Origin of the sequence: Salinicola peritrichatus (assembly GCF_003206715.1) — a bacterium.
In the GTDB taxonomy this organism is placed as follows: domain Bacteria; phylum Pseudomonadota; class Gammaproteobacteria; order Pseudomonadales; family Halomonadaceae; genus Salinicola; species Salinicola peritrichatus.
Map to the genome: position 1 here is coordinate 22,092 of NZ_PZJU01000030.1, position 21,605 is coordinate 43,696.

18 protein-coding genes are annotated in these 21,605 nt (G+C 61.7%); 9 read left to right on the forward strand and 9 right to left on the reverse strand.

The window, feature by feature from the left end:
- Nucleotides 1–17: 17 nt before the first annotated feature.
- The 8 genes from hsdR to DOM57_RS12450 all read left to right on the forward strand — a co-directional run bounded on the left by hsdR (nucleotide 18) and on the right by DOM57_RS12450 (nucleotide 11,022).
- A complete protein-coding gene (hsdR, locus tag DOM57_RS12415; RefSeq protein ID WP_110649515.1) occupies nucleotides 18–2,447 on the forward strand; it encodes an EcoAI/FtnUII family type I restriction enzme subunit R in 2,430 nt (809 codons plus the stop codon).
- 131 nt (nucleotides 2,448–2,578) lie between these two features.
- Nucleotides 2,579–4,072 carry a type I restriction-modification system subunit M gene (locus DOM57_RS12420; RefSeq protein ID WP_110649516.1) on the forward strand — a complete coding sequence of 498 codons (1,494 nt, stop codon included), beginning with the start codon at nucleotides 2,579–2,581 and terminating at the stop codon, nucleotides 4,070–4,072.
- Nucleotides 4,069–5,838, forward strand: coding sequence for a restriction endonuclease subunit S (locus DOM57_RS12425; protein WP_110649517.1), 1,770 nt, complete (start codon nucleotides 4,069–4,071; stop codon nucleotides 5,836–5,838). The genes DOM57_RS12420 and DOM57_RS12425 overlap by 4 nt, the downstream gene beginning before the upstream one ends.
- Nucleotides 5,838–6,818, forward strand: coding sequence for an Abi family protein (locus DOM57_RS12430; protein ID WP_204352959.1), 981 nt, complete (start codon nucleotides 5,838–5,840; stop codon nucleotides 6,816–6,818). Before DOM57_RS12425 ends, DOM57_RS12430 begins: the two co-directional genes overlap by 1 nt.
- Nucleotides 6,819–6,966: 148 nt before the next feature.
- Complete coding sequence (locus tag DOM57_RS12435; protein ID WP_110649518.1) at nucleotides 6,967–8,085, forward strand: PDDEXK family nuclease; 1,119 nt, start codon at nucleotides 6,967–6,969, stop codon at nucleotides 8,083–8,085.
- An 80-nt stretch (nucleotides 8,086–8,165) separates the two neighbouring features.
- Complete coding sequence (locus tag DOM57_RS12440) at nucleotides 8,166–8,852, forward strand: hypothetical protein (protein ID WP_110649519.1); 687 nt, start codon at nucleotides 8,166–8,168, stop codon at nucleotides 8,850–8,852.
- A 120-nt stretch (nucleotides 8,853–8,972) separates the two neighbouring features.
- On the forward strand, nucleotides 8,973–9,902 hold the full coding sequence (locus tag DOM57_RS12445; RefSeq protein WP_110649520.1) for a LysO family transporter: 930 nt from the start codon (nucleotides 8,973–8,975) through the stop codon (nucleotides 9,900–9,902).
- 112 nt (nucleotides 9,903–10,014) lie between these two features.
- On the forward strand, nucleotides 10,015–11,022 hold the full coding sequence (locus DOM57_RS12450) for a LacI family DNA-binding transcriptional regulator (RefSeq protein WP_110649521.1): 1,008 nt from the start codon (nucleotides 10,015–10,017) through the stop codon (nucleotides 11,020–11,022).
- On the opposite strand, the gene DOM57_RS12455 is transcribed toward DOM57_RS12450, so the two are convergent.
- Nucleotides 11,017–11,562, reverse strand: a complete 546-nt coding sequence (locus DOM57_RS12455) for a gluconokinase (RefSeq protein WP_239496210.1) — start codon at nucleotides 11,560–11,562, stop codon at nucleotides 11,017–11,019. The two genes, DOM57_RS12450 and DOM57_RS12455, sit on opposite strands and share 6 nt — an antisense overlap.
- 204 nt (nucleotides 11,563–11,766) lie before the next feature.
- Here DOM57_RS12455 and DOM57_RS12460 point away from each other — a divergent pair, with 204 nt between their 5' ends.
- On the forward strand, nucleotides 11,767–13,113 hold the full coding sequence (locus tag DOM57_RS12460; RefSeq protein ID WP_110649523.1) for a GntT/GntP/DsdX family permease: 1,347 nt from the start codon (nucleotides 11,767–11,769) through the stop codon (nucleotides 13,111–13,113).
- 105 nt (nucleotides 13,114–13,218) lie between these two features.
- On the opposite strand, the gene DOM57_RS12465 is transcribed toward DOM57_RS12460, so the two are convergent.
- The 8 genes from DOM57_RS12465 to DOM57_RS12500 all read right to left on the reverse strand — a co-directional run bounded on the left by DOM57_RS12465 (nucleotide 13,219) and on the right by DOM57_RS12500 (nucleotide 21,472).
- Nucleotides 13,219–14,379 (reverse strand): tRNA nucleotidyltransferase/poly(A) polymerase-related protein, encoded by a 1,161-nt coding sequence (locus tag DOM57_RS12465; protein ID WP_110649524.1) that lies wholly within the window; start codon nucleotides 14,377–14,379, stop codon nucleotides 13,219–13,221.
- Between the two features lie 13 nt (nucleotides 14,380–14,392).
- On the reverse strand, nucleotides 14,393–14,719 hold the full coding sequence (gene glpE / locus DOM57_RS12470) for a thiosulfate sulfurtransferase GlpE (protein ID WP_110649525.1): 327 nt from the start codon (nucleotides 14,717–14,719) through the stop codon (nucleotides 14,393–14,395).
- Between the two features lie 86 nt (nucleotides 14,720–14,805).
- Complete coding sequence (locus tag DOM57_RS12475; protein ID WP_110649526.1) at nucleotides 14,806–15,627, reverse strand: symmetrical bis(5'-nucleosyl)-tetraphosphatase; 822 nt, start codon at nucleotides 15,625–15,627, stop codon at nucleotides 14,806–14,808.
- A 63-nt stretch (nucleotides 15,628–15,690) separates the two neighbouring features.
- Nucleotides 15,691–16,074 (reverse strand): Co2+/Mg2+ efflux protein ApaG, encoded by a 384-nt coding sequence (apaG, locus tag DOM57_RS12480; RefSeq protein ID WP_110649527.1) that lies wholly within the window; start codon nucleotides 16,072–16,074, stop codon nucleotides 15,691–15,693.
- Nucleotides 16,075–16,104: 30 nt separating this feature from the next.
- Nucleotides 16,105–16,914, reverse strand: coding sequence for a 16S rRNA (adenine(1518)-N(6)/adenine(1519)-N(6))-dimethyltransferase RsmA (rsmA, locus tag DOM57_RS12485; protein ID WP_110649528.1), 810 nt, complete (start codon nucleotides 16,912–16,914; stop codon nucleotides 16,105–16,107).
- Nucleotides 16,915–16,929: 15 nt separating this feature from the next.
- The gene (pdxA, locus tag DOM57_RS12490) at nucleotides 16,930–17,937 is read right to left on the reverse strand and encodes a 4-hydroxythreonine-4-phosphate dehydrogenase PdxA (RefSeq protein WP_110649529.1); all 1,008 of its coding nucleotides are present in this window, start codon (nucleotides 17,935–17,937) and stop codon (nucleotides 16,930–16,932) included.
- Nucleotides 17,934–18,884 carry a peptidylprolyl isomerase gene (locus tag DOM57_RS12495; RefSeq protein WP_239496211.1) on the reverse strand — a complete coding sequence of 317 codons (951 nt, stop codon included), beginning with the start codon at nucleotides 18,882–18,884 and terminating at the stop codon, nucleotides 17,934–17,936. Before DOM57_RS12495 ends, pdxA begins: the two co-directional genes overlap by 4 nt.
- Nucleotides 18,885–19,009: 125 nt before the next feature.
- The gene (locus DOM57_RS12500) at nucleotides 19,010–21,472 is read right to left on the reverse strand and encodes an LPS-assembly protein LptD (protein WP_110649531.1); all 2,463 of its coding nucleotides are present in this window, start codon (nucleotides 21,470–21,472) and stop codon (nucleotides 19,010–19,012) included.
- Between the last annotated feature and the right edge of the window lie 133 nt (nucleotides 21,473–21,605).

Consider the following 21,605-nt stretch of genomic DNA (forward strand, 5'->3'; position numbering starts at 1 on the left):
CGTCTGCGGGGAATGCGGTGAACAAGAAGACGCTTACCGAACGCGATATCTGTACCAAGTTCATCACACCGGCCCTCGAGCAGGCCGGATGGGACATTCAGACCCAGGTACGCGAGGAAGTCTCGTTCACCAACGGTCGCATCATCGTGCGCGGGCGGATGCACACTCGCGGTAAAAGACGCCGAGCCGACTATGTGCTCAGCTATCAAAAAAACCAACCCATCGCGGTTATCGAGGCCAAGGACAACAAGCACAGTCTTGGCGACGGCATGCAGCAGGGCCTGGCCTATGGCGATGCACTGGACGTTCCGTTCGTGTTCTCCAGCAATGGCGACGGCTTTCTGTTCCACGACCGAACCGGACTAAGCGATCAGACCGAAACCGCGCTGACACTCGACGAGTTTCCTTCTCCGGCGACCTTGTGGGAGCGCTACTGCCAGTACAAAGGCATCCCCAACGACACCCGCGCGGTGGTCGAACAGCCCTATTACGACGACGGCAGCGGCCGCACGCCCCGCTACTACCAGACCGTCGCGATCAATCGTACGGTCGAAGCGGTTGCGCGAGGGCAGGACCGCATTCTACTGGTCATGGCGACAGGCACCGGCAAGACCTTCACGGCCTTTCAGATCATCTGGCGGCTGTGGAAATCGAAACGGAAGCAGCGAATTCTGTTCCTCGCCGATCGCAATATCCTGGTCGACCAGACTAAGAACAACGACTTCAAACCCTTCGGGCAGGCGATGACCAAGGTCACCAACCGCACGGCCGACCCGTCTTACGAAATCTATCTGTCGCTCTATCAGGCCGTTACCGGCCACGAGGAAGAGCAAAACATCTACAAGCAGTTCTCGCCGGAATTCTTCGATCTCGTCGTCATCGATGAGTGCCATCGCGGTAGCGCCGCCGAGGATTCTGCCTGGCGCCGGATACTAGACTACTTCAGCAGCGCCACGCATATCGGCCTGACCGCCACGCCCAAGGAGACCAGGGAGGTTTCCAACATCGATTATTTTGGCGAGCCGGTTTACACCTACTCGCTCAAGCAAGGCATCGAGGATGGCTTTCTGGCGCCTTACAAGGTGGTCCGGGTCGATATCGACAGGGACCTTCAGGGGTGGCGCCCGAGCCAGGGGCAGGTCGACGTCCTGGGCCAGGAAATCGAGGACCGCATCTACAACCAGCGCGACTTCGACAAGCAGTTGGTACTCAATCGGCGCACCGAGCTGGTAGCGCGCAAGGCCACCGAGTTTCTGGAAAGTACCGACCCATACCAGAAGACCATTGTCTTCTGCGAGAATATCGACCACGCCGAGCGCATGCGTCAGACGCTGGTCAATCTCAATCCCCAGCGGGTCGCCGAAAACCGCAAATACGTGATGCGCGTCACCGGCGACGAGAACGAAGGCAAGGCCGAGCTGGACAACTTCATCGACCCGGAATCACGCTATCCGGTGATCGCCACCACCAGCAAGTTGATGACCACTGGCGTCGATGCCCAGACCTGCAAGCTGATCGTGCTGGATCAACGCATCCAGTCGATGACCGAATTCAAGCAGATCATCGGCCGCGGCACGCGCATCAACGAGGAGTACCACAAGCACTGGTTCACCATCATCGATTTCAAGAAGGCCACTGAGCTGTTCGCCGACCCGGACTTCGACGGCGACCCGGTTCAGGTCTACGAGCCGAGCGGCGATGACCCCATCGCGCCCGACGATGAAACGGACGACAACAGCGATCCGGCTGACAGCTTTGATACGACAAGCGCCGAAGACGTGGCAGAACCCCACGGCGGTTATGAAGTCGAGGACGGCGCCACGTGGGAATCCGACGATACCGGCATGCCCGAACCGCCACCGGAACCGCGACGCAAATATGTCGTGGACGACATCGAAGTCAGCATCGTTGCCGAGCGCATCCAGTTCCTAGGGCCGGACGGCAAACTGATCACCGAAAGCCTGCGCGACTACACCCGAAAGCAGCTCCAGGCCCAGTTTGCCTCGCTGGACGACTTCCTGCGCCAATGGAATAACGCCGACCGCAAGCAGGTCATTCTCGACGAGTTGGCGGAGCAAGGCATCTTCTGGGAAGCGCTCGAGGAAGAGCTGGGCAAGGATTGGGGCGACACGCCCGACCCCTTCGACGTGATCTGCCACATCGCCTTCGACCGCCCGCCACTGACGCGCCGCGAGCGGGCGGAGCAGGTCAGAAAGCGCGATATCTTCACGCGGTATGAGGGCCAGGCCCGGCGGGTGCTGGACTCTCTCGTCGACAAATATGCCGACGCCGGTATCGAGCCCATCGAAAACCTCAAGGTTCTGACGCTTTCCCCCTTCCGCGAGTACGGCGCGCCGATGGAGTTGGTCAACGCCTTTGGCGGCAAGCCGGGCTACCAGCAAGCACTCAACGAACTGGAAGAGGCGCTCTATCGCCCCATTGCCTGACGAGGCTGCTATCCTGCCGCCCTTTTCATGACTCGATCACGATCGCTTTTCAGTCACGACAGCTTTTTATTCACATAGTCATCCGACCCGTCGCGAATCGCGCTGGGTCGATTTTTTGGACAAAGAATTCTATGGCAATTTCCACCACGATCAAATCCATCCAGGACATCATGCGCAAGGACGTGGGCGTCGACGGCGATGCCCAGCGCATCGGCCAGTTGGTCTGGATGCTGTTTCTGAAGATCTTCGACGACCGCGAGCGGGAATGGGAGATGTTCAACGACGCTTACCGCTCCCCTATCCCCGAGCGGTTGCGCTGGCGCCATTGGGCAGCAGATGCCGAAGGCCCGACCGGCGACGAGCTCAAATCGTTCATCGACAACGAACTCTTCCCCGGCCTGCAGCAGTTGCAACCCACGGGCGACGATGCCCGTGCCGTGGTCATCCGCAACGTGTTCGAAGACGCCTACAACTACATGAAATCCGGCCAGTTGCTACGGCAGGTGATCAACAAGCTGCAGGATGGCATCGACTTCAACACCCAGGCCGACCGTCACCAGCTCGGCGACATGTACGAGCAGGTTCTCAAGGACCTGCAGAGCGCAGGTAACGCCGGTGAGTTTTACACGCCCCGCGCCGTGACCGAATTCATGGTCAATCGCGCCGACCCGAAGCTCATCGAGACCGTGCTGGACCCGGCCTGCGGCACCGGCGGCTTCCTCACCTGCGCCATCGAGCATAAGCGCACCCACTACGTCTCCACGCCGGATGACGAGCAGACACTCCAGCGCAGCATCTTCGGCTGGGAGAAAAAGCCTCTGCCGCACCTGCTGGCAACGACCAACATGATCCTTCACGGAATTGAGGTGCCCAGCCAGATCCGCCACGACAATACTCTGAATCGCCCGTATCGCGACTGGGGCCGCAGCGAAAGGGTCGACGTGATCGTTGCCAACCCACCCTTCGGCGGCACCGAGGAAGACGGCATCGAGAACAACTTCCCCGCCGAGCTTCGCACGCGCGAAACGGCGGATCTGTTCATGGCGCTGTTCATTCGTCTGCTGAAGGATGGCGGCCGCGCCGCCGTGGTGCTGCCGGACGGCTTTCTGTTCGGCGAGGGCATGAAGACGCGGCTCAAGGAACGGCTGCTGAGCGAGTGCAACCTGCACACCATCGTTCGCCTGCCCAACGGCGTGTTCAACCCTTACACCGGCATCAAGACCAACCTGCTGTTCTTCACCAAGGGCCAACCGACCGAAAACGTCTGGTACTACGAACACCCCTACCCCGAAGGCTACAAGAGCTATAGCAAGACCAAACCGATGAAGTTTGCCGAGTTCGCCACCGAGGTCGCGTGGTGGGGAGACGAACGTGACGGCTTTGCCAGCCGCGTCGAGACCGAACAGGCGTGGAAGGTCGGCATCGACGAGATCAAGGCGCGCCAGTACAACCTGGACATCAAGAACCCGCACCAGGCCGAACGGGTCAACCATGACCCGGACGAACTGCTGGCACAGTACGCTCAGCAGCAGATCGAGATTCAAAAAATCCGCGACCAGCTCAAGGGAATTCTCGGCGAAGCGCTGAACCGGAACGGCTCGGAAAACCCGGAGAGCCAGGCATGAGTGTTCAGGAATTAATCACCGACCATCTTGATCTCTGGACCGGCGCCGTCACCCACAAGCGCAGCGCTGGAAGAGGCTTATCGGGAAAGAGCGGAAAAGTGGAACTGACTGGTATCAAGAAACTGCGCGAACTGATTCTGGAGCTGGCCGTGCGCGGCAAGCTGGTCGAGCAGGACCCGACCGATGAACCCGCCAGCGTGTTACTGGAGAAGATCGCCGAGGAGAAGGCCCGGCTGGTCAAGGAAGGGAAGATCAAGAAATCAAAGAAGCTGCCAGGAATTGATGAGGAGGAGGTCATAACGGAGCTTCCAACAATATGGTCATGGGCTCGCCTTGGCGAAATCACAAACTATGGTGTAACTGACAAGGCTGAACCTGGCGAAGTTGAAGACACCTCATGGGTGCTTGAGCTAGAAGATATCGAAAAGGAAAGCTCACGACTTATCCAGCGAGTCACATACAAGGAACGACCTTTTAAAAGCTCAAAGAATAGGTTCCAACAGGATGACGTGCTATATGGAAAGCTGCGTCCATATCTCGACAAAGTTCTTGTTGCCGATAGGCCTGGCGTTTGCACAACTGAAATCATACCAGTACGAGGCTTCTCAGGAATAACCTCTTCATATCTAAGGCTCTCATTGAAGTCACCTGCTTTCAAGATCTATGCGAATGATTCAACTCACGGCATGAATCTACCCAGATTGGGTACTGACAAAGCGAGACTTGCCCTGATTCCTGTGCCCCCAACGGAGGAACAGAACCGCATCGTCGAAAAAGTCGACGAACTGTTGACCCTCTGCGACCGGCTGGAACAACAGATTGGCGATCAGTTGGAAGCTCACGAAGTGCTGGTCGATACCCTTCTCGATGCCCTCACCCGATCCGTCGACGCCGCGGAAGTGGCCGAGAATTGGGCCCGCCTTGCCGAGAATTTCGATACTCTTTTCACCACTGAAGCCAGCATCGACAAGCTCAAGCAGGCCATTCTGCAACTCGCGGTCATGGGGAAGTTGGTGGAGCAGGACCCGACCGACGAGCCGGCTAGCGCGTTGCTGGAAAAGATCGCTGATGAGAAGGCTCGTCTGGTCAAGGAAGGGAAGATTAAGAAGTCGAAGAAACCATGGGAAGTGGCAAAAGATAGGCTTACCCAACTTCCAGAAACTTGGAGGTGGGTAGCGCTTGGCGAGCTAGTGAGCATCATGGATGCCGGCTGGAGTCCTGCTTGCCCTCCAGAGCCTGCAGGAGAGAGTGAATGGGGAGTTCTGAAAACAACATCCGTTCAAGTAATGAGCTACTTCCAACAAGAGAACAAGCGACTACCAGAAGGTAAGAAACCCAAGCGCCAATATGAGGTTAACAGCGGTGACATACTGATCACTCGCGCTGGCCCTAAGAACCGAGTCGGGATTTCATGTTGGGTAGACAAAACACGTCCAAGGCTGATGATCTCAGATAAAATTATCAGGTTTCATCTCATTGATGCTGCGATGTCCGAGCCTTTCATTTGCCTCTGCCTCAATGCCGGCCTGACCAGTCAATGCCTAGAAAATGCCAAGTCAGGCATGGCTGAAAGCCAGATGAATATCTCACAAGACAAGCTAAAAGCAGCCCCAATCCCTTTATGTCCAGCAAATGAACAACACCGCATCGTCGCCAAAGTCGACGAGCTGATGGCCCTCTGCGACCGGCTCAAGGCTCGCCTGGCCGAGGCTGGCAAAACCTGCACTCGGCTGGCCGAGGCGGTGGTGGAAAAGGGGATTCATTGATGGCGTATGATCGTCCGTGGCAGTCCTTCGAGCAGCAACTGGATCGCCTGAAGGCGCGCGGCATGACGGTTACTGACGATGCAGCTGCGCTCAGCTATCTGGAACGTATCGGCTACTACCGTCTTAGCGCCTACTGGTACCCCTTTCGCCGATTTGAGATCACACAAGATCCAGACACCGGGCGCCTGTCCAGCCAGGCCATGGACGAATTTCATCCCGATACCCAATTTGTGGATGCCGTCTCACTCTACCTGTTCGACAAGAAGCTGCGTCTGCTGTTGATCGATGCGCTGGAACGTATCGAGATTTCGCTGCGGGTGGATATAGCCTATCTGCTAGGGAAGCGCAGCGCCTTCGCGCATATTGAAAACACCAAGGCTGATTTCCACCCCGGCTTCTCGAGCCGCTCTTTTCGTAACGGCGACCCAAGAACCCGTTTCGATGTCTGGCTGGAGAAATATCGTGGTTTGGTCGCGCGGTCCAAGGAGGACTTCGTTCGGCATTATCACAATCGACATGGCGATGAGCTGCCGATCTGGGTTGCCGTCGAAGTATTCGACTTTGGCGCCATTTCGCAGTTGATCAGCATGATGCACGTAGCGGATCAGACCACCATCGCTACGCGATATGGCGTATCGGACTGGCGGGTCTTCGGTAGTTGGCTCTTTGGCCTGAGTTACCTGCGCAATCTGGTAGCTCACCACAGCAGACTCTGGAATCGCAACATCACAACCAAGCCGAAACTGCCTAAGCGTGGAGAAATCGATTGGTGTGATGCGTTTTTGACCGGCGATGACATGCGTGCCAAACCGTTCGTTCTGATCGCGATCACTCGTATGCTGATCAAGGCGATCTGCCCGAATACGCAGTGGCACCAACGTTTGCAGGAACATCTCGACGCCTTCCCCGCTCAGCATTCAGCCAGACAACTGAAAGTGAAAAGCATGGGGATCCCGGAAAATTGGCGGGAATGGTGGTAGCCGCCTATCACCAACCCAATCACGTTGGTTAAAACAAGAACCCCAGCGTAGGTTGCAAGCAACCAAGAGGCCGGGGTCGTGTTGGCCTTAATATTAGGACACTGGCTTCATCGGTACAAGACTTACTTGTGGCTAAGGGAGAGATCACGTGGCGATCGAACAAGGCATCTGGAAGCTGGCCAACGGCGCCAGCGAACAGCCACAGCGGCTACGCCCAGCCGGGCTCGCCGACGAAGGGCTGCTGGAAGCACAAATCATGCAGGATGTCTCGATCCTTAACCGGGATTGGCTGCTGATCGGCCGGCAGGTGCGCACGGCCTTCGACAAGCTGATCGACCTGCTGGCGATCGATGCCAACGGCACGGTGATCATCATCGAACTCAAGCGGGACAAGACACCCAGAGAGGTCGTCGCCCAGACCATCGACTACGCCTCGTGGATCGCGAGCCTGGGCGACAGCGACATCGTCGATATCTATCTTGATTTCGCCAAACGCTATTCATGCCCGCACGCGACGCTGGACGAGGCATTTCAGGCCAAGTTCGGTGTCGCGCTGTCGGACGTCCCGGTCAACGAACAGCATCAGATGGTAGTGGTCGCGACCAAACTGGATGCCAGCACCGAGCGCATCATTACCTATCTCAACGACTACGCGCAGATTTCCATCAACGCTCTGTTCTTCGCAGCTTTCGAGGATGGCGGCAACCGCTACCTGAGTCGCGCCTGGATGATCGACCCGGACGAGAGCCAGGAACGCGCCATTACCAAAGGGCGCAAGGAGCCCTGGAACGGTGAATTCTACGCCTCGTTCGGTGACGATCGGCCATGGTCATTGGCAAGGCGGCTGGGCTTTATCGCTGGCGGCGGCGCCGCCTGGTACTCGAAGACGTTATCCATGCTCTCCGAGGGTGATCGGGTGTGGGTCAATATTCCCAAAACGGGCTATGTCGGCGTTGGTGTCGTGACCGGTGAACGCTGCCGGGCCGATGAATACCGGTTTGCGAATGAAGGCGACAGAACCTTGCCAGAGATCGTTTCCCAAGACGATGACCTCTCGCGCGAATCGTATCCGCATCTTTTTCAAACCCTGGCGGATGAAGAAGAAGCGGAATACCTCGTGCCCGTACGCTGGATTCATACGGTGGCGCGAAGCGAGGCGTTCAGCGAGGTCGGGCTATTCGGTAACCAGAACACCGTCTGCAAACCGACGGCACCGAAGTGGCAGCACACGATAGATCGGCTCGACAAGGTCTGGCCTGTTACCTGATCCGTCACTGCCGTCAGGAACACATGCAACGAATCGGCGTCTGATGGCGGTAGATTGCCGATTCACCGTCGAGGAGAGCCATGCCGTTCACGTCCCGCGCTGTCGTCAAAAGCGCCGCCGCTCTGCTGTTCACCTGCGTCAGCACGCTGGCGGTAGCTGCGCCGACCCCCTTTACCGCGCACTATCGGCTCGATATCAGCGGCTGGCCGAATGCCACGATCACCCACCGCCTGTCCCACCAGGGCGATACCTGGGAGAGCGACATGAAAGCCAGCATCAAGGTCGCCAGTGGCGAGGAGCGCGGGCGTTTCCGGCTCGATGGCAACTCGCTACAGGCGCTCGATTACACCAGTGCCTATTCGCTGCTGGGGATCGGTGACGATTACCATCTCGACCAGGAACAGCTCAGCGAACTGCCGGACCGCCAGACGGCGCTGTTCGAGCTGTCCCGGAAGGCACCTACGGCCCGTTGCGCCAATCCCCAGGTCTCGCCGTGCGAACTGAAGTATCAGGACCACAAGGAACGCGATGAGACGCTCTATTACCGCATCACCGATCGCGGCGACATCGAGACGCCCGCCGGCACCTTCCCGGGCGTGACGGTGGATACCTGGGATCCGGAAAAGCGCGACCGCCATCTCTATTTCACCTTTCATCGGGAAATTCCCGGGCTGCTGCTGAAGACGCGCTACGTTCGCGATGGCGAGGAACGAAGTCATTTGACCCTGATCGATCTGAAATTGACGGAAAACGCCAGCCAGCAATAAGTCGTCGGTCGATCTTCCCTCTTCCGCAGACATCCTCTAGAGTCTTCCACTCATTCACGGACGCCGACATGCTCGGCGTCCGTTTTTTCGTGCCGTCGTTCGTCTCATGTTGGGAATGCCATGCTGCTTGGACTGCTGTGGATTCTGTTGCCATTGATCCTGGGCTACCTGATCCCGATCCGGCACGCGACCATCCAGCGGGGCATCGATCGCGGCGTCAACGCTTCGGTCTATGTGATCCTATTGCTGATGGGCCTTAGCCTGGGCGGGCTGGACGATCTGCTCGGCCAGCTCTCCCGCATCGGCACGACGGCATTGATCCTGTTCGCGGTGATCTCGCCGATCAATCTGCTGGCATTGTGGTGGCTGTCGCAACGACGACTGGCACGCCTGGAGCGTGTCGAAGGCGAGGATACCGCTCTCCCGCCGATGGGCAAATTGAAGGCGATGATCGGCTCGCTGCAACTGGCCGGCGTGGTGTTGGCCGGCGTATTGATCGGCGCGGGCGTCGTGCGACTCGGCTGGCATCCGGCCGCGCTGGCCGAAACCCTGGCCGCTTGGACACTTTATGCCCTGCTCAGCCTGATCGGCTGTCAGTTGCGCAACTCCGGTCTCGGACTGCGCCAGATTCTGCTCAATCGGCTGGGACTCGCCATCGCCGTCACCGTCTTCCTGAGCTCGATGTTGGCAGGGTTGATTGCCGCGCCACTGCTCGACCTGCCCTGGAACCAGGGCATGGCGCTGGCGGCCGGGTTCGGCTGGTACTCGCTATCCGGCATCCTGATCGGCGACCAACTGGGACCGGTACTCGGCGGCGCGGCCTTCTTCAACGACCTGGCCCGCGAACTCGTCGCCTTTCTGCTGGTACCACTGTTCATCCGCCGCGCCGTGCCCCTGGCGATCGGCTACAGCGGCGCGACGGCAATGGACTTCACCCTGCCGGTAATCCAGCAGCACGGCGGCATCACCTGCGTTCCCGTCGCCATCGTCAGCGGCTTCCTGCTCTCGTTGCTCTCGCCGCCGTTGACGCTGTTGTTGCTGTCGCTGTGAATGGCGCCGACGGCATACGACCATGGCCCAAGGGCGCGGGCAGCCTCGGGCATGCTAGTCTTTGCTGAAGTTACCGGTAACAAGCGAATAAAAGTCAGTCTCGGGGATCGTTATGCCGCGTCGTTCGTCGGGGCGTGTCACGCTGCAGGATATTGCCGATCGGGTCGGCGTCACCAAGATCACGGTCTCGCGCGCGCTACGCGAACCGCACAGGGTCTCGGCCGCCCTCAGGCTGCGGATCGAAGAGGCAATCGACGAACTCGGCTACATTCCCAACCATTCGGCCGGTGCGCTGGCCAGCGGCCGCAGCCATAGCGTCGCGCTGCTGATCCCTTCGCTCTCCAATTCGGTGTTCTCGGAGATCCAGCGCGGCATCGAGGAGGGCCTGCGTGCCGGTGGTTACCGGGTGCTGATCGGGCATACCGGCTACTCGATGCTGGAAGAGGAAAGGCTGATCGACACCTATCTGAGCTACGGTGTCGACGCCCTGATCCTGCCGGGCACGCGCCATACCGAACATGCCCTGCGCCTGCTCGAACGGGCGCGCGTCCCCGTCGTCGAGACGCTGGAGCTGACCGACACGCCGCTGGACATCAACGTCGGCCTCGACCAGCACGCGGCGGGCGTCGCCATGACCCAGGCATTCCTCGACCGGGGCTATCGTCGCCTCGGCTTCCTGGGGGCGCGCATGGATTATCGTGCCCAACTGCGCATGGCGGGGTGGGAAACCAGAATGAAACAGGCAGGACTGTCGACCGAACGCTGCCTGACCACACCACATCCTTCTTCGTACCGGCTCGGTGGCGAGATGCTGGCGTCGATGCTGGAACGCTGGCCAGACCTGGAGGGGATCTTCTGCGGCAACGACGACCTCGCCGCGGGAGCGCTGTTCGAATGTCAGCGCCAGCGCCTGGAGGTACCGGAACGCATGGCGCTGGCGGGGTTCAATGGATTGGACATCACCGAGGCAACGACGCCGCCGCTGGCGACCGTCGTCACGCCACGCCGGCGTATCGGAGATCTCATCGCAGTCAAGTTGAGAGAGAGACTGGCAGGAGCGCCGCTGTCACCTTATCGCGAAGACGTGGGGTTCGAAGTGCAATGTCGCGGGAGCCTATGAAGGGACGTCGGCGTCCAGCCGCCGGTAACGATGCTCCAACGCCGCCCGGGCTTCGGCCACGACCTGCTCCAACGTACCTGCGATATCCACTGTCACGGCCTCATCCTCGCCCGGTGGCTCCAGCGTCGCCAACTGGCTGTCGAGCATGTCTTCGCCCTTGAAGAAGTGATCCTGACGCGCCTGGATGCGCTGCAACAGCAATTCCCGGCTGCCGGAAAGATGGACGAACGTCAAGGTGCCGTCACCGCGACGCAGGGTATCGCGATAGCGCCGCTTGAGCGCGGAGCAGCCGACCACCAGCGTTTCCCCTTTCTCCCTGGCCTCGGCGATGAACTCCGCCAGGCGGGCCAGCCAGCCGGCACGATCCTCGTCGTCGAGAGGTTCTCCATGCGACATCTTGGCGACGCTTTCGGGCGAGTGATAGTCGTCGCCATCCAGAAACCGTCCCCCCAGGACAGCCGCGAGACGTTGCCCGACCTCGGTCTTGCCGCAGCTCGATACGCCCATCACGACGATGCGTCGTCCTACTGTTGCATTCATAGCATTGCCTTTTGACTCGATGTCCCTTCGAGTTACCGGCCTAGACCGATTTCTCGACGATGTCTCTACGCCTTTCGGCGCATTGTTGATTCCACCTTGTTACCGGTAACATCCATTTTCTCCAACTCTACCCCGACGCACAACGCCACCAAAGACGTATATCGCTCTCTTTGGTGCCGTGCCTTCACAAAGGATTTCGCCGCTATGGACAGTCCTACGTCATTGATACTCGCCGCCCTGGGAAGCATCGTCGTCCTGCTCTATCTGGTCATGAAGCTGCGCCTGCATGCCTTCGTGGCACTGCTCGTGGTCAGCGGCCTGGTAGGCCTGGCAACCGGCATGAGCGTCGACGACTTGCTCGACACGATAGAGAAAGGCATGGGCGGTACGCTCGGCTTCGTCGCCACCGTGGTCGGCCTCGGCGCGATGTTCGGCAAGATGCTCGAGGTCTCCGGCGGTGTCGATCGTCTGGCCAGCACCTTGCTCGACCGTTTCGGCGAGAATCGGTCGCAGTGGGCCATGGGCATCACCGGTTTCCTGGTCGCGATTCCGGTCTTTTTGGATGTCGCCTTCATCATTCTGGTGCCGCTGATCTACGCCCTGACCCGGCGCACCGGGCGCTCGCTGCTCTATTACGGTATTCCGCTGCTGGCGGGTCTGGCGGTAACTCATTCGTTCATTCCGCCGACGCCGGGACCGATCGCCGTGGCCAAACTGATCGGCGCCGATCTCGGCTACGTGATCCTGTTCGGCGCCATCTGCGGCCTGCCGGCGATGATCATTGCCGGCCCGCTGTTCGGGCGCTGGATCGGCAAGCGCATCGACGCCCAGATACCGGACTACATGGAACTGCCGCGTGAGAAACGCGACAGCCAGGGCCTGCCGAGCTTCAAGCTGATTCTGTCGATCATCCTGCTGCCGCTGGCGCTGATCGTGCTCAATACCGTCTCCGGCGTGCTGTTGCCGGAAGACAGCCCGGTACTGGCCGCGCTGACCTTCCTCGGCCACCCCTTCGTCGCGCTGACGCTGGCGACCCTGCTCGCCTTCACCCTGCTGGGAACCCGCCGTGGCATGAGCCGCGAGCAGGTGATGGAAGTCGCTACCAAGGCGCTGGAACCGGCCGGCATCATCATTCTGGTGACCGGTGCCGGCGGTGTATTCAAGCAGGTGCTGATCGACTCCGGCGTGGGCGACGTCATGGGCGACATCATGGCCAACAGCGCCCTGCCGCCGATCCTGCTGGCGTTCTTGATCTCGACCGCGGTGCGCATCATCCAGGGCTCGGCGACCGTCGCCATGATCACCGCCGCCGGCCTGATGGCACCGGTCATTTCGACACTCGATCTGGATGGACCGGTACTGGGACTGATCGTGATCGCCATCGCCTCCGGCGCCACGGTGCTGAGCCACGTCAACGACTCCGGTTTCTGGCTGGTCAACCGCTACTTCGGCCTGACCGAGACCCAGACACTGAAGAGCTGGACGGTGATGGAAACGATCATCGGCGTCACCGGACTGGTCATGGCGATGATCATCGGGCTGTTCGTCTGACCGAAGGCACGCTCGATACCAGAACGCCCGCTGCGTGGCCTCACGCAGCGGGCGTCGTCGTTCAAGTATCCGTGCCACGCCCGGTACCTTTTAGTAGTGTTTCCCTTATAGCGTTTCCAGCGCCTCGCGGATGGTCTCCTCCCGCCGCCGCGCCAGCTCTTGTCCCAACTGCGGGCCGCGAAATCCCTCATCCAGCAACGCTTGAGGCAAGATCTGCGCGGCCAGCCGCCAACCCAGTGCCAGATCGTCGGCCAGGCCGCCGTCATCGTGCGCGATCAGCGCCAATAACGGCGCCACCCGCTCGGGCCGACGCCAGGCATCGATGGCGTCGAGCCAGGCCATGATGGCGCTGGCGCGATCCATGTCAACGTCGGGCCGCTCATCGCCAAGAACCTGGCGCAGCTGGCGCGACAGCGCCGCCAGACGCATGGCATCGCGATAGGCGTTGGGCGCCTTGACCCGGCCGTTGAGGGCGGCCTGCCCGTCGTCGTCGAGATGCTCGCCCAGCCGCGCCCAGCGCCACAGCGCCGGCTCATCCATCTCCGGCAGGGCATCGAGGCGCGCCAACGCTTGCGGCAGCGCCTCCGTCGCCAGTGGTGGCATCAGCACGGCCAAGGCCCCGCAGTCGTTCAGCGTTTCGAAATAAGCGGCGGGATCGATCTCGCCCAGGGCCTTTTGCGTCTCCGTCCAGACACGCTCGGCAACCAGATAGCCGATCTCGCCAGCCTCGGTCAGTTGGCGCATCAGCCTTTGGGTTTCGGGAGCGATGGCAAACCCCAGGTGACGATAGCGGGCCAGGAAGCGGGCCGCACGCAGCACCCGCAAGGGATCTTCGATGAACGCCGACGAAACATGCTTGAGCTGTCTGGCCTCGAGATCCGCGGCCCCGCCGTACGGGTCGATCAGCTCGCCCGCCGGCGTCTCGGCCATGGCATTGATCGTGAAGTCGCGCCGCGCCAGGTCCTCCTCGAGGGTGACGTCGGGACTGGCGTGAATCTCGAACCCGGTGTAGCCGTGCCCCTGCTTGCGCTCGGTGCGGGCCAGCGCGTACTCCTCGTGCGTGTCGGGATGCAGGAAGACCGGAAAGTCCCGCCCCACCGGCTTGAACCCGCGCTGGCGCATCGCCTCGGGCGTGGCGCCGACGACGACCCAGTCACGATCGCCGACGGGCCACCCCAGCCGAGCGTCGCGCACGGCGCCGCCGACGAGGTAGACCTGCAGGCCATCGAGCCGGGGATCAAAACGGAAATCGGATCGCGAGTTCATGAGCGGCGTCCACTCACTGCGCGACGTGGTCGGGGTGCCGATGCGACCAGTCGACGAAACCGCCATCCAGGCTGTAGACCTCGTCGAATCCCTGGCCGGCCAGCCAGGCCGCCGCCTGCTGACTGGAGTGACCGTGGTAGCAGACCACCACCAGCGGCGTATCGCCCGGCGTCTTCTCCACCAGCTCGGCAACGTTGGTGTTGTCGAGATGGCGGCTACCGGGGATGTGTCCTTGGGAGAAACTCAGCGGATCGCGAATGTCGATCAGTTGCAGCGTGCGCCCCTCGCGCAGCCACTGCGCCAGCGTGACCGGATCGAGGTGTTGGAAAGATTGAGACATTGGCTCGCTCCTTGGGGAAACACCGCATAAATGCCCGCGAGGCATTCATTCAGCGTTTCCCTGGCATTCAGTGTCGGGATTGGCGTTCAGCGTCGGGGCTGGCGCGACGGTTCGACAATGCGCTCGCCGCTGTCGAGATTCAGCGCGGTCAGCGAGCCGCCCCAGACACAGCCGGTATCGAGCGCCTCGGCGCGGACCCGCGCGCCCGGCGTGCGCCCTTCCAGCGCCGCCCAATGCCCGAACAACAAGGTGGCGTCGTCATCACGCGGCCAGGTGAACCAGGGCGCGAAGCCGTCGGGGGCGCTGTCGAGCCCCTCCTTGGCGGCGAAGTCGAGGGTACCGTCGGCAGCGATGAAGCGCATTCGCGTGAACACGTTGACGATCGCCCGAATACGCTCTTCCCCGGTGAGCGCCGGCTCCCAGCGTGCCGGCCGGTTGCCGTACATCACCGCCAGGAAATCATCCACGCCGTCGCCGCGCAATACGGCCTCGGCCTCCCCGGCCAGTGCCGCGGCCTGATCCAGGGACCATTGCGGCAATATCCCGGCATGCGTCATGACGCAGTTACGCTGTCGATCCGCGATCAGCAGCGGTTGTCGACGCAACCACTCCATCATCGCCTCGCAGTCGGGCGCGGCCAGGATCGCCTCCAGCGTATCGGCGCGCTTGAGCTTGCCGTGGCCACGCGCCACGGCGAGCAGATGCAGGTCATGATTGCCCAGTACCACGCTGACCGCACCATCCAGCTCGATGCTCTTGCGCAGACAGGCCAACGACCGGGGGCCACGGTTGACGAGATCGCCGGCCAACCACAGCCGATCGCGGGACGGCGAAAAATCGAGTCGTGCCAGCAGCGCCTCGAATTCAGCGTAGCAGCCTTGGAGATCGCCGATTGCGTATGTCGCCATTGTCTTTACCTTGTCGGGCGAACGGATGACACGAAGGCATCGCTCGCTCATGAACCTGCCGGTTCAGTGAACCTGATTGGGGCTCGCCAGGCGAAACGGCGCGATGGCGACGTCGAACGACTGCCGTGTGGATAGGTCGACACAGGTATAGCTGCCCTGCATCACGCCGACCGGGCATTCGAGCACGGCGCGGCTGGTGTAGCGGAAGCTGTGCCCGGCGGCGATGGTCGGCTGCTTGCCGACGACGCCGTTGCCACGCACTTCCTGCACCTTGCCGTGCCCCTGAGTGATCTTCCAATAGCGTGACAGCAGCTGGATATTGCTGTCCGAATGGTTGTACACGGTGACCGTGTAGCTGAACACGTAACGCTTGTCGCCCGGAGACGACTCGTCCGTGCGGTAGTCGGGCTCGACGGCGACCGTCATGGCCGGAGCTTCTTCACTCATACAACCTTCTCGCTCATAAAACCCTCTGGCTCACTCCGTCAAATGGTTGCTGATCGAGACCAGCTCCTCGACGCGAAGCGTCTGTGGGCGTCGGCCGGGGTCAATGCCCAGCGACTCCAGCATCTCGGCGTCGATCACCCCCTTGAGATTGTTGCGCAGCGTCTTGCGACGCTGGCCGAATGCCACCCGCACCACGTCGGCGAAATGGGCCTCGTCCTGAGCGGGCGACGGCAGCTCGGCATAGGGCGTCAATCGCACGATCGCCGAGTCCACCTTGGGCTGGGGCACGAAGGCGCCGGGCGGCACGATGAACAGCGATTCGACCGCGCAGTGATACTGGGTCATCACCGACAGTCGCCCCCAGTCCGGCCCGCCGGGTTCGGCGGCGAGGCGCTCGACGACCTCCTTCTGCAGCATGAAGTGCATATCCAGGATGGCGCCGCGCGCGGCCAGCAGATGGAAGATCAGCGGCGTGGAGATGTTGTAGGGCAGATTGCCCACTACCCGCAACGGTCTGCCATCCTGCTGCGACAGCTCGTGGAAATCGAACTTGAGCGCGTCGCCTTCGTGAATCTTGAAATCAGGGTAGTCGTAAAACTGTACCCGCAGCCCGGGAATCAGGTCGCGATCGAGCTCGATCACTTCCAGCGCACCGGCCGCTTCGAGGATCGGGCCGGTCAACGCGCCCTGGCCGGGGCCGATTTCGATCAGGCGATCGCCGCCACGCGGGCCGATGGCATGTACGATGCGCGAGATCACTCCACCATCACGGAGGAAATTCTGGCCAAAACGCTTCCGGGCACGCGGCATCGGAGAACGGTCGGAGGAGCGTGTAGACATGAAAAGCGAATTCCTTCAGTGAACGCGGGCCGTCATCTGGCGGGCCACCTGCAATGCCACCCGGAGGCTACCCGCGTCGGCCAGACCGGTGCCGGCAAGGTCGAGCGCAGTGCCGTGATCGACGGAGGTCCGTACCATGCCCAGCCCCAGCGTGATATTGGCGGCCTGCCCGAATCCGGCATACTTGAGCACCGGCAGGCCCTGGTCGTGATACATCGCCAGCACCGCATCGGCGTGAGCGAGATGGCGCGGCGTGAACAGCGTATCCGCCGGCAGCGGGCCGATGACGTCGATCCCCATCGCCCGCAGACGTTCCAGCGCAGGATTGATAACGTCCAGCTCTTCCCGGCCAAGGTGGCCATCCTCGCCGGCATGCGGGTTGAGTCCGCACACCACGATGCGCGGCGCGGGTATGGCGAAGCATCGGGTCAATTCCTCGGCCAGGATGATGGTGACGCGCATCAGCCCGTCGGTGGTAATCGCGCCGGCGACCTCGGCGAGGGGAAGATGCGTGGTCGCCAGCGCCACCCGCAGGGGCCGCGCGGTGCGGTCGGTGGCCAGCATCATCACCACCTCGTCGACCCCGCAGGCATCGCGCAGATACTCGGTGTGGCCGGTAAAGCCCGGATGCCCGCCCTCGATGATCGCGCCCTTGTGCAGCGGCGCGGTGACCATGGCATCGGCGGCGCCACGACGACAGGCGTCGATGGCGACATCGAGCGTGGCCAGCACGTAGCCGGCATTGGCGGGATCCAGCCGTCCGGGAATCGAGCGCCGTGCGAGCGGGACCGGCCAGACCGGCAGATGATCGTCCCGTATCGGCGGTAACGGTTCATCGGGCCGGCAAGCCACTACCTCGACCGGCCATCCCAGCGCCCTGGCACGTTCGGCAAGCATATCGGGATCGCCGACGGCGACTACCTCGGCTTCGAGTCCGTCCCACCGCCGAGCAGCGGCCAGCACCAGTTCGGGACCGATACCGGCCGGCTCACCGGTAGTCAGCGCCAGTAGCGGCCGCGTCATCCGTTATCGTCGAGACGATTGTCGATATAGGCGCTGGCACGGATCTCCTGCGTCCAGGCCTCGAGCTCGTCGTTGACCTTGCGCTGGAAGATCGCCTGGCTGGCCTGCTCGCGGCTCATCTGGCCACCGGAGCCACCGCGGGTATCGATCAGCTTGACCAGGTGGAAACCGCTGGGGCTGCGGATTGGTTCGCTGACCTCGCCCCGGGACAGTTCGGGAATGACCTCGGCGAAGATCGAAGGAATCTGCGCCGCCGGACGCCAGCCGAGATCACCGCCCTGCAGTGCCTGGGCGTCGTCCGATTCGGCAACGGCCAGCTGCTGGAAGTCGGCGCCATCTTGCAATTGCCGGTAGATATCCTGTGCCTTGGCCTGGGCCTGGCTGACCTGATCCGGCGTCGGTGACTGCGGCACGGCAATCAGAATCTGCGCCAGATGATAGGAGACATCGCTGTTCTGGCCGGCCTGCGCGAGGAAGCGGTCGACCTCGCGATCGGAGACGGTGACCTTGCTCGCCACCTGGCTCTGTTGCACCTGGCGGATCAGCAGCTCGCGGCGCACCTGCTCGCGCACCTCGGCCAACGTCTGGCCCTGCTGCTCCAGGGTGTTGGCGAACTCGTCCAGGCTCATGCCGTTATTCTGGGCGATACCGCGCATGGTGCTGTTGAGCTGGGTCTCGTCGACGCTCAGCTTGGCGTTTTCCGCCATCTGCAGCTCGATCTGCTCGGTGATCATGCGATCCAGCACCTGGCGCTCGAGCGCCTGCTCCGGCGGCATCGGAATATTGTTGGCCTGCAGCTGGCTGCGCGCCTGTGCCACGCGGCGTTCGAGCTGGCTGTGCATGATGGCGTCATCGTTGACCACGGCGACGATACGATCCAGCGGCACCACTTCCGCCATTGCCGACAGCGGTGACAGCAGCACGACCAGCGCCAGGGGGATCCACATTCGATTTTTCGGACAAAGCCTGAGACGCATGCCTACCTCTTCCTTACTTGATGTCTTGCTTTAAGCGCACCGCCGGCACGCGCGATACGTGTCCCGACAATGGCATGATTCAACCCGGCTTCCGGTCAGAATTCGGTGGCTCGGTAACCGGGCACGGCATTCGCAAAATAACTATCGGCCTGCTGACCGACACCGCCCAGCCCCTTGAACACGAAACGCAGGAACAGGCCGCGATCGGTGTAGTCGTCGTCGGTGGTATAGGCGGTGTCGTTGTCGTCGACCCACTCGCGCCACACCACCTGCACCGCGCTACAGCAACTGTTGAACTGCACCCCGGCCAGGGTTTCCAGATCGCGCTTGTTGGTGTTGTCGTACAGATAACGGCCGATCAGATCCAGCGCCGGCGTCGCCTTGTAGGCGAACGATACATCGAAGTCTTCGCGGTTGTATCCCAACTGATCCTCCTCGTCGCCGGACGGATCGAACCCTTGGAGTTGCCAACGATAGCCAAGGTTCAATACGTGCCCCGCCGGACTCAGGTATTGCGCGTAGGCGGAAGCCTTCTCGGTCCGGGAACGGTCGGCATCGTAGAACCACTCGTAGCGGGTGCGCCACTGATCGTTGATGCGCCAGTCGAGTTGGGTGACGACCGGGGAGCGATCGCGGTGCATGCGATAGTCGTAATAACGCCGCTGTTCCGCCGTCAGCGCGCCGGGATCATCGATCAACGTGACATGGCGGTCGTCGAAATAGGCACTCTGCCCCACCGACAGCGCCAGCCGCTCGCGACCGCTGTCGTCCTCGAGGAAACGGGTCGAGGCACCGTAGGAGAGCTTGTTGACGTCACCCACGCGATCGGCGCCGGTGAAACGATACGGCGACCATAACTGGCTCCAGGAGAGCGGCCGCTCGTCGGTATCGAAGTCCGGGAATTCCGACTGATCGCGCTCGGGCACGTAGGCGTAATAGAGGCGCGGCTCGAAGGTCTGTTTCCAGCCACGATCGAACAGCGACACGTTGCGCTCGAAGATCAGGCCGGAGTCGACCGAATAGACCGGTACGGTGCGCGACAGGCTTTCGTCGCGGTCGGTTTGGCGGTTGCCGTAGTCGAGATCGTAATTGGTCTGCCACAACTGGAAACGCGGCTCCAGAAAGCCCCAACTGGGTTGGCCCCGCCAGCCGATCGCCGGCGTCAGGTTGACGCGCGAACCGTTGGCCGCCTCGCGCAGGCGGATCTGACGGGTGTCGCCGCTCTCCTCGTCGATCCACTCGCCGTCGCTATCGACTCCATGCAGGTCACGCCAGAAGTAGGTGGCGTTGGAGTTCCACTCCTGATAGAAGCCGCTGTCCTGATCCCAGCGCGCATTGGCGGTCAGGCTCGGCAGCTTGTAATAGGGACGGTCGTCTTCGTCGAGCGGATAGTCCAGGCGCTGATAGCCCTGGGCGCGGGCGTCCAGATTCCAGGTCGTGCCGGCGTAGCTCAGACGCGCCAGCCGTTCGAGGTACTCGGTGTCCTGTTCGGCGAAATCGCGGCCGAAGTCGTCGAAGTAGCGGCCGTCGCTCGCCGCGCCATAGCGCAGCGCATAGTCCAGGCGGTCGCTGAAATAGCCTTGGTGCCGATAGTCGATATACCAGCGATCCTCGCCGTCGAAGGCGTCGTCGGGATCGTTGGGATTCTCGCTGTCGCTGCCATTGTCGTTGGGCAGATAGGCACCCTCGATCGAGCCCTGGTCGCTGCCGAACAGATAACGGAATTCGCCGCCCAGCATGAAGCCATGGTCGGAAATGATTCGCGGAGCGATCGTGGCGTCGTAGTTGGGCGCCAGATTGAGGTAATAAGGCTGGGTGTAATCCAGCCCATCGCTCGATACGCCCACGGTCGGCCACAGGAAACCGCTCTGGCGACGGTCGTCGATGGGAAAGCGTATCCACGGCCAGTAGAAGACCGGTACATCGCCCATTTCCAGACGGGCATTGGTTGCAGTGCCGAAGCCTTGTTCACGATCGATGAGGACGTCCTCGCCGATCACCCGCCACAGCCGGCTGTCCGGCGCGCAGGTGGTGAAGCTCGCCTCGCGCATGCGGTAACGGCCATCGGCGAGCCGTTGCATTGCCTGTGCGTCGCCGCGCACGCGCTGGTCATGCAGTACGTAGTGAGCGTTGTCGATGCGCGCGGCATCGCTATCGAGCGATACCTGGCCATCGTCGCCGCGTACCAGCAGCCCTGGATAACGGATCGTCAGCGGGCCATCGGCAAAGGCGGTATCGCGGGCCGCGTTGACGCGAACCCGTGGCGATTCGAGCTGGCTGTCGCCGCGCCGCAGCACGACCTCGCCGCCCAGGATGGTCTCGCCGTTATCGCCGTATTCGGCCGATGCCGAGTCGGACAACACTTCTTCGGGGGTCTGGCCCTCGGGCAACAGGTAGCCCGGTTCGACATAGCGCCCGCCGCACAGTGCACCGGCCGGCGCCTGATCGCCCCAGGGAGCCCAGTCCAGTTGATCCGCGGGTAAGGGTGCGGGGGGAGCCGCCTGAACCGTCGAAGAGATCAGGCCAGTGAGGGCAGTCCAGACCAGTCGCTTGCCCATGTCCTCTGTGTCCTTGCCGAGTGGAGTCGGTATTATACAGACCTCGACGTCCATTGCCGTGAGGCCGTTCCCTGTGCGTTCGCCTTGACTCGATCCGATCGGTCCGATTTGGCGAGTCCGGTCAAACACGGCA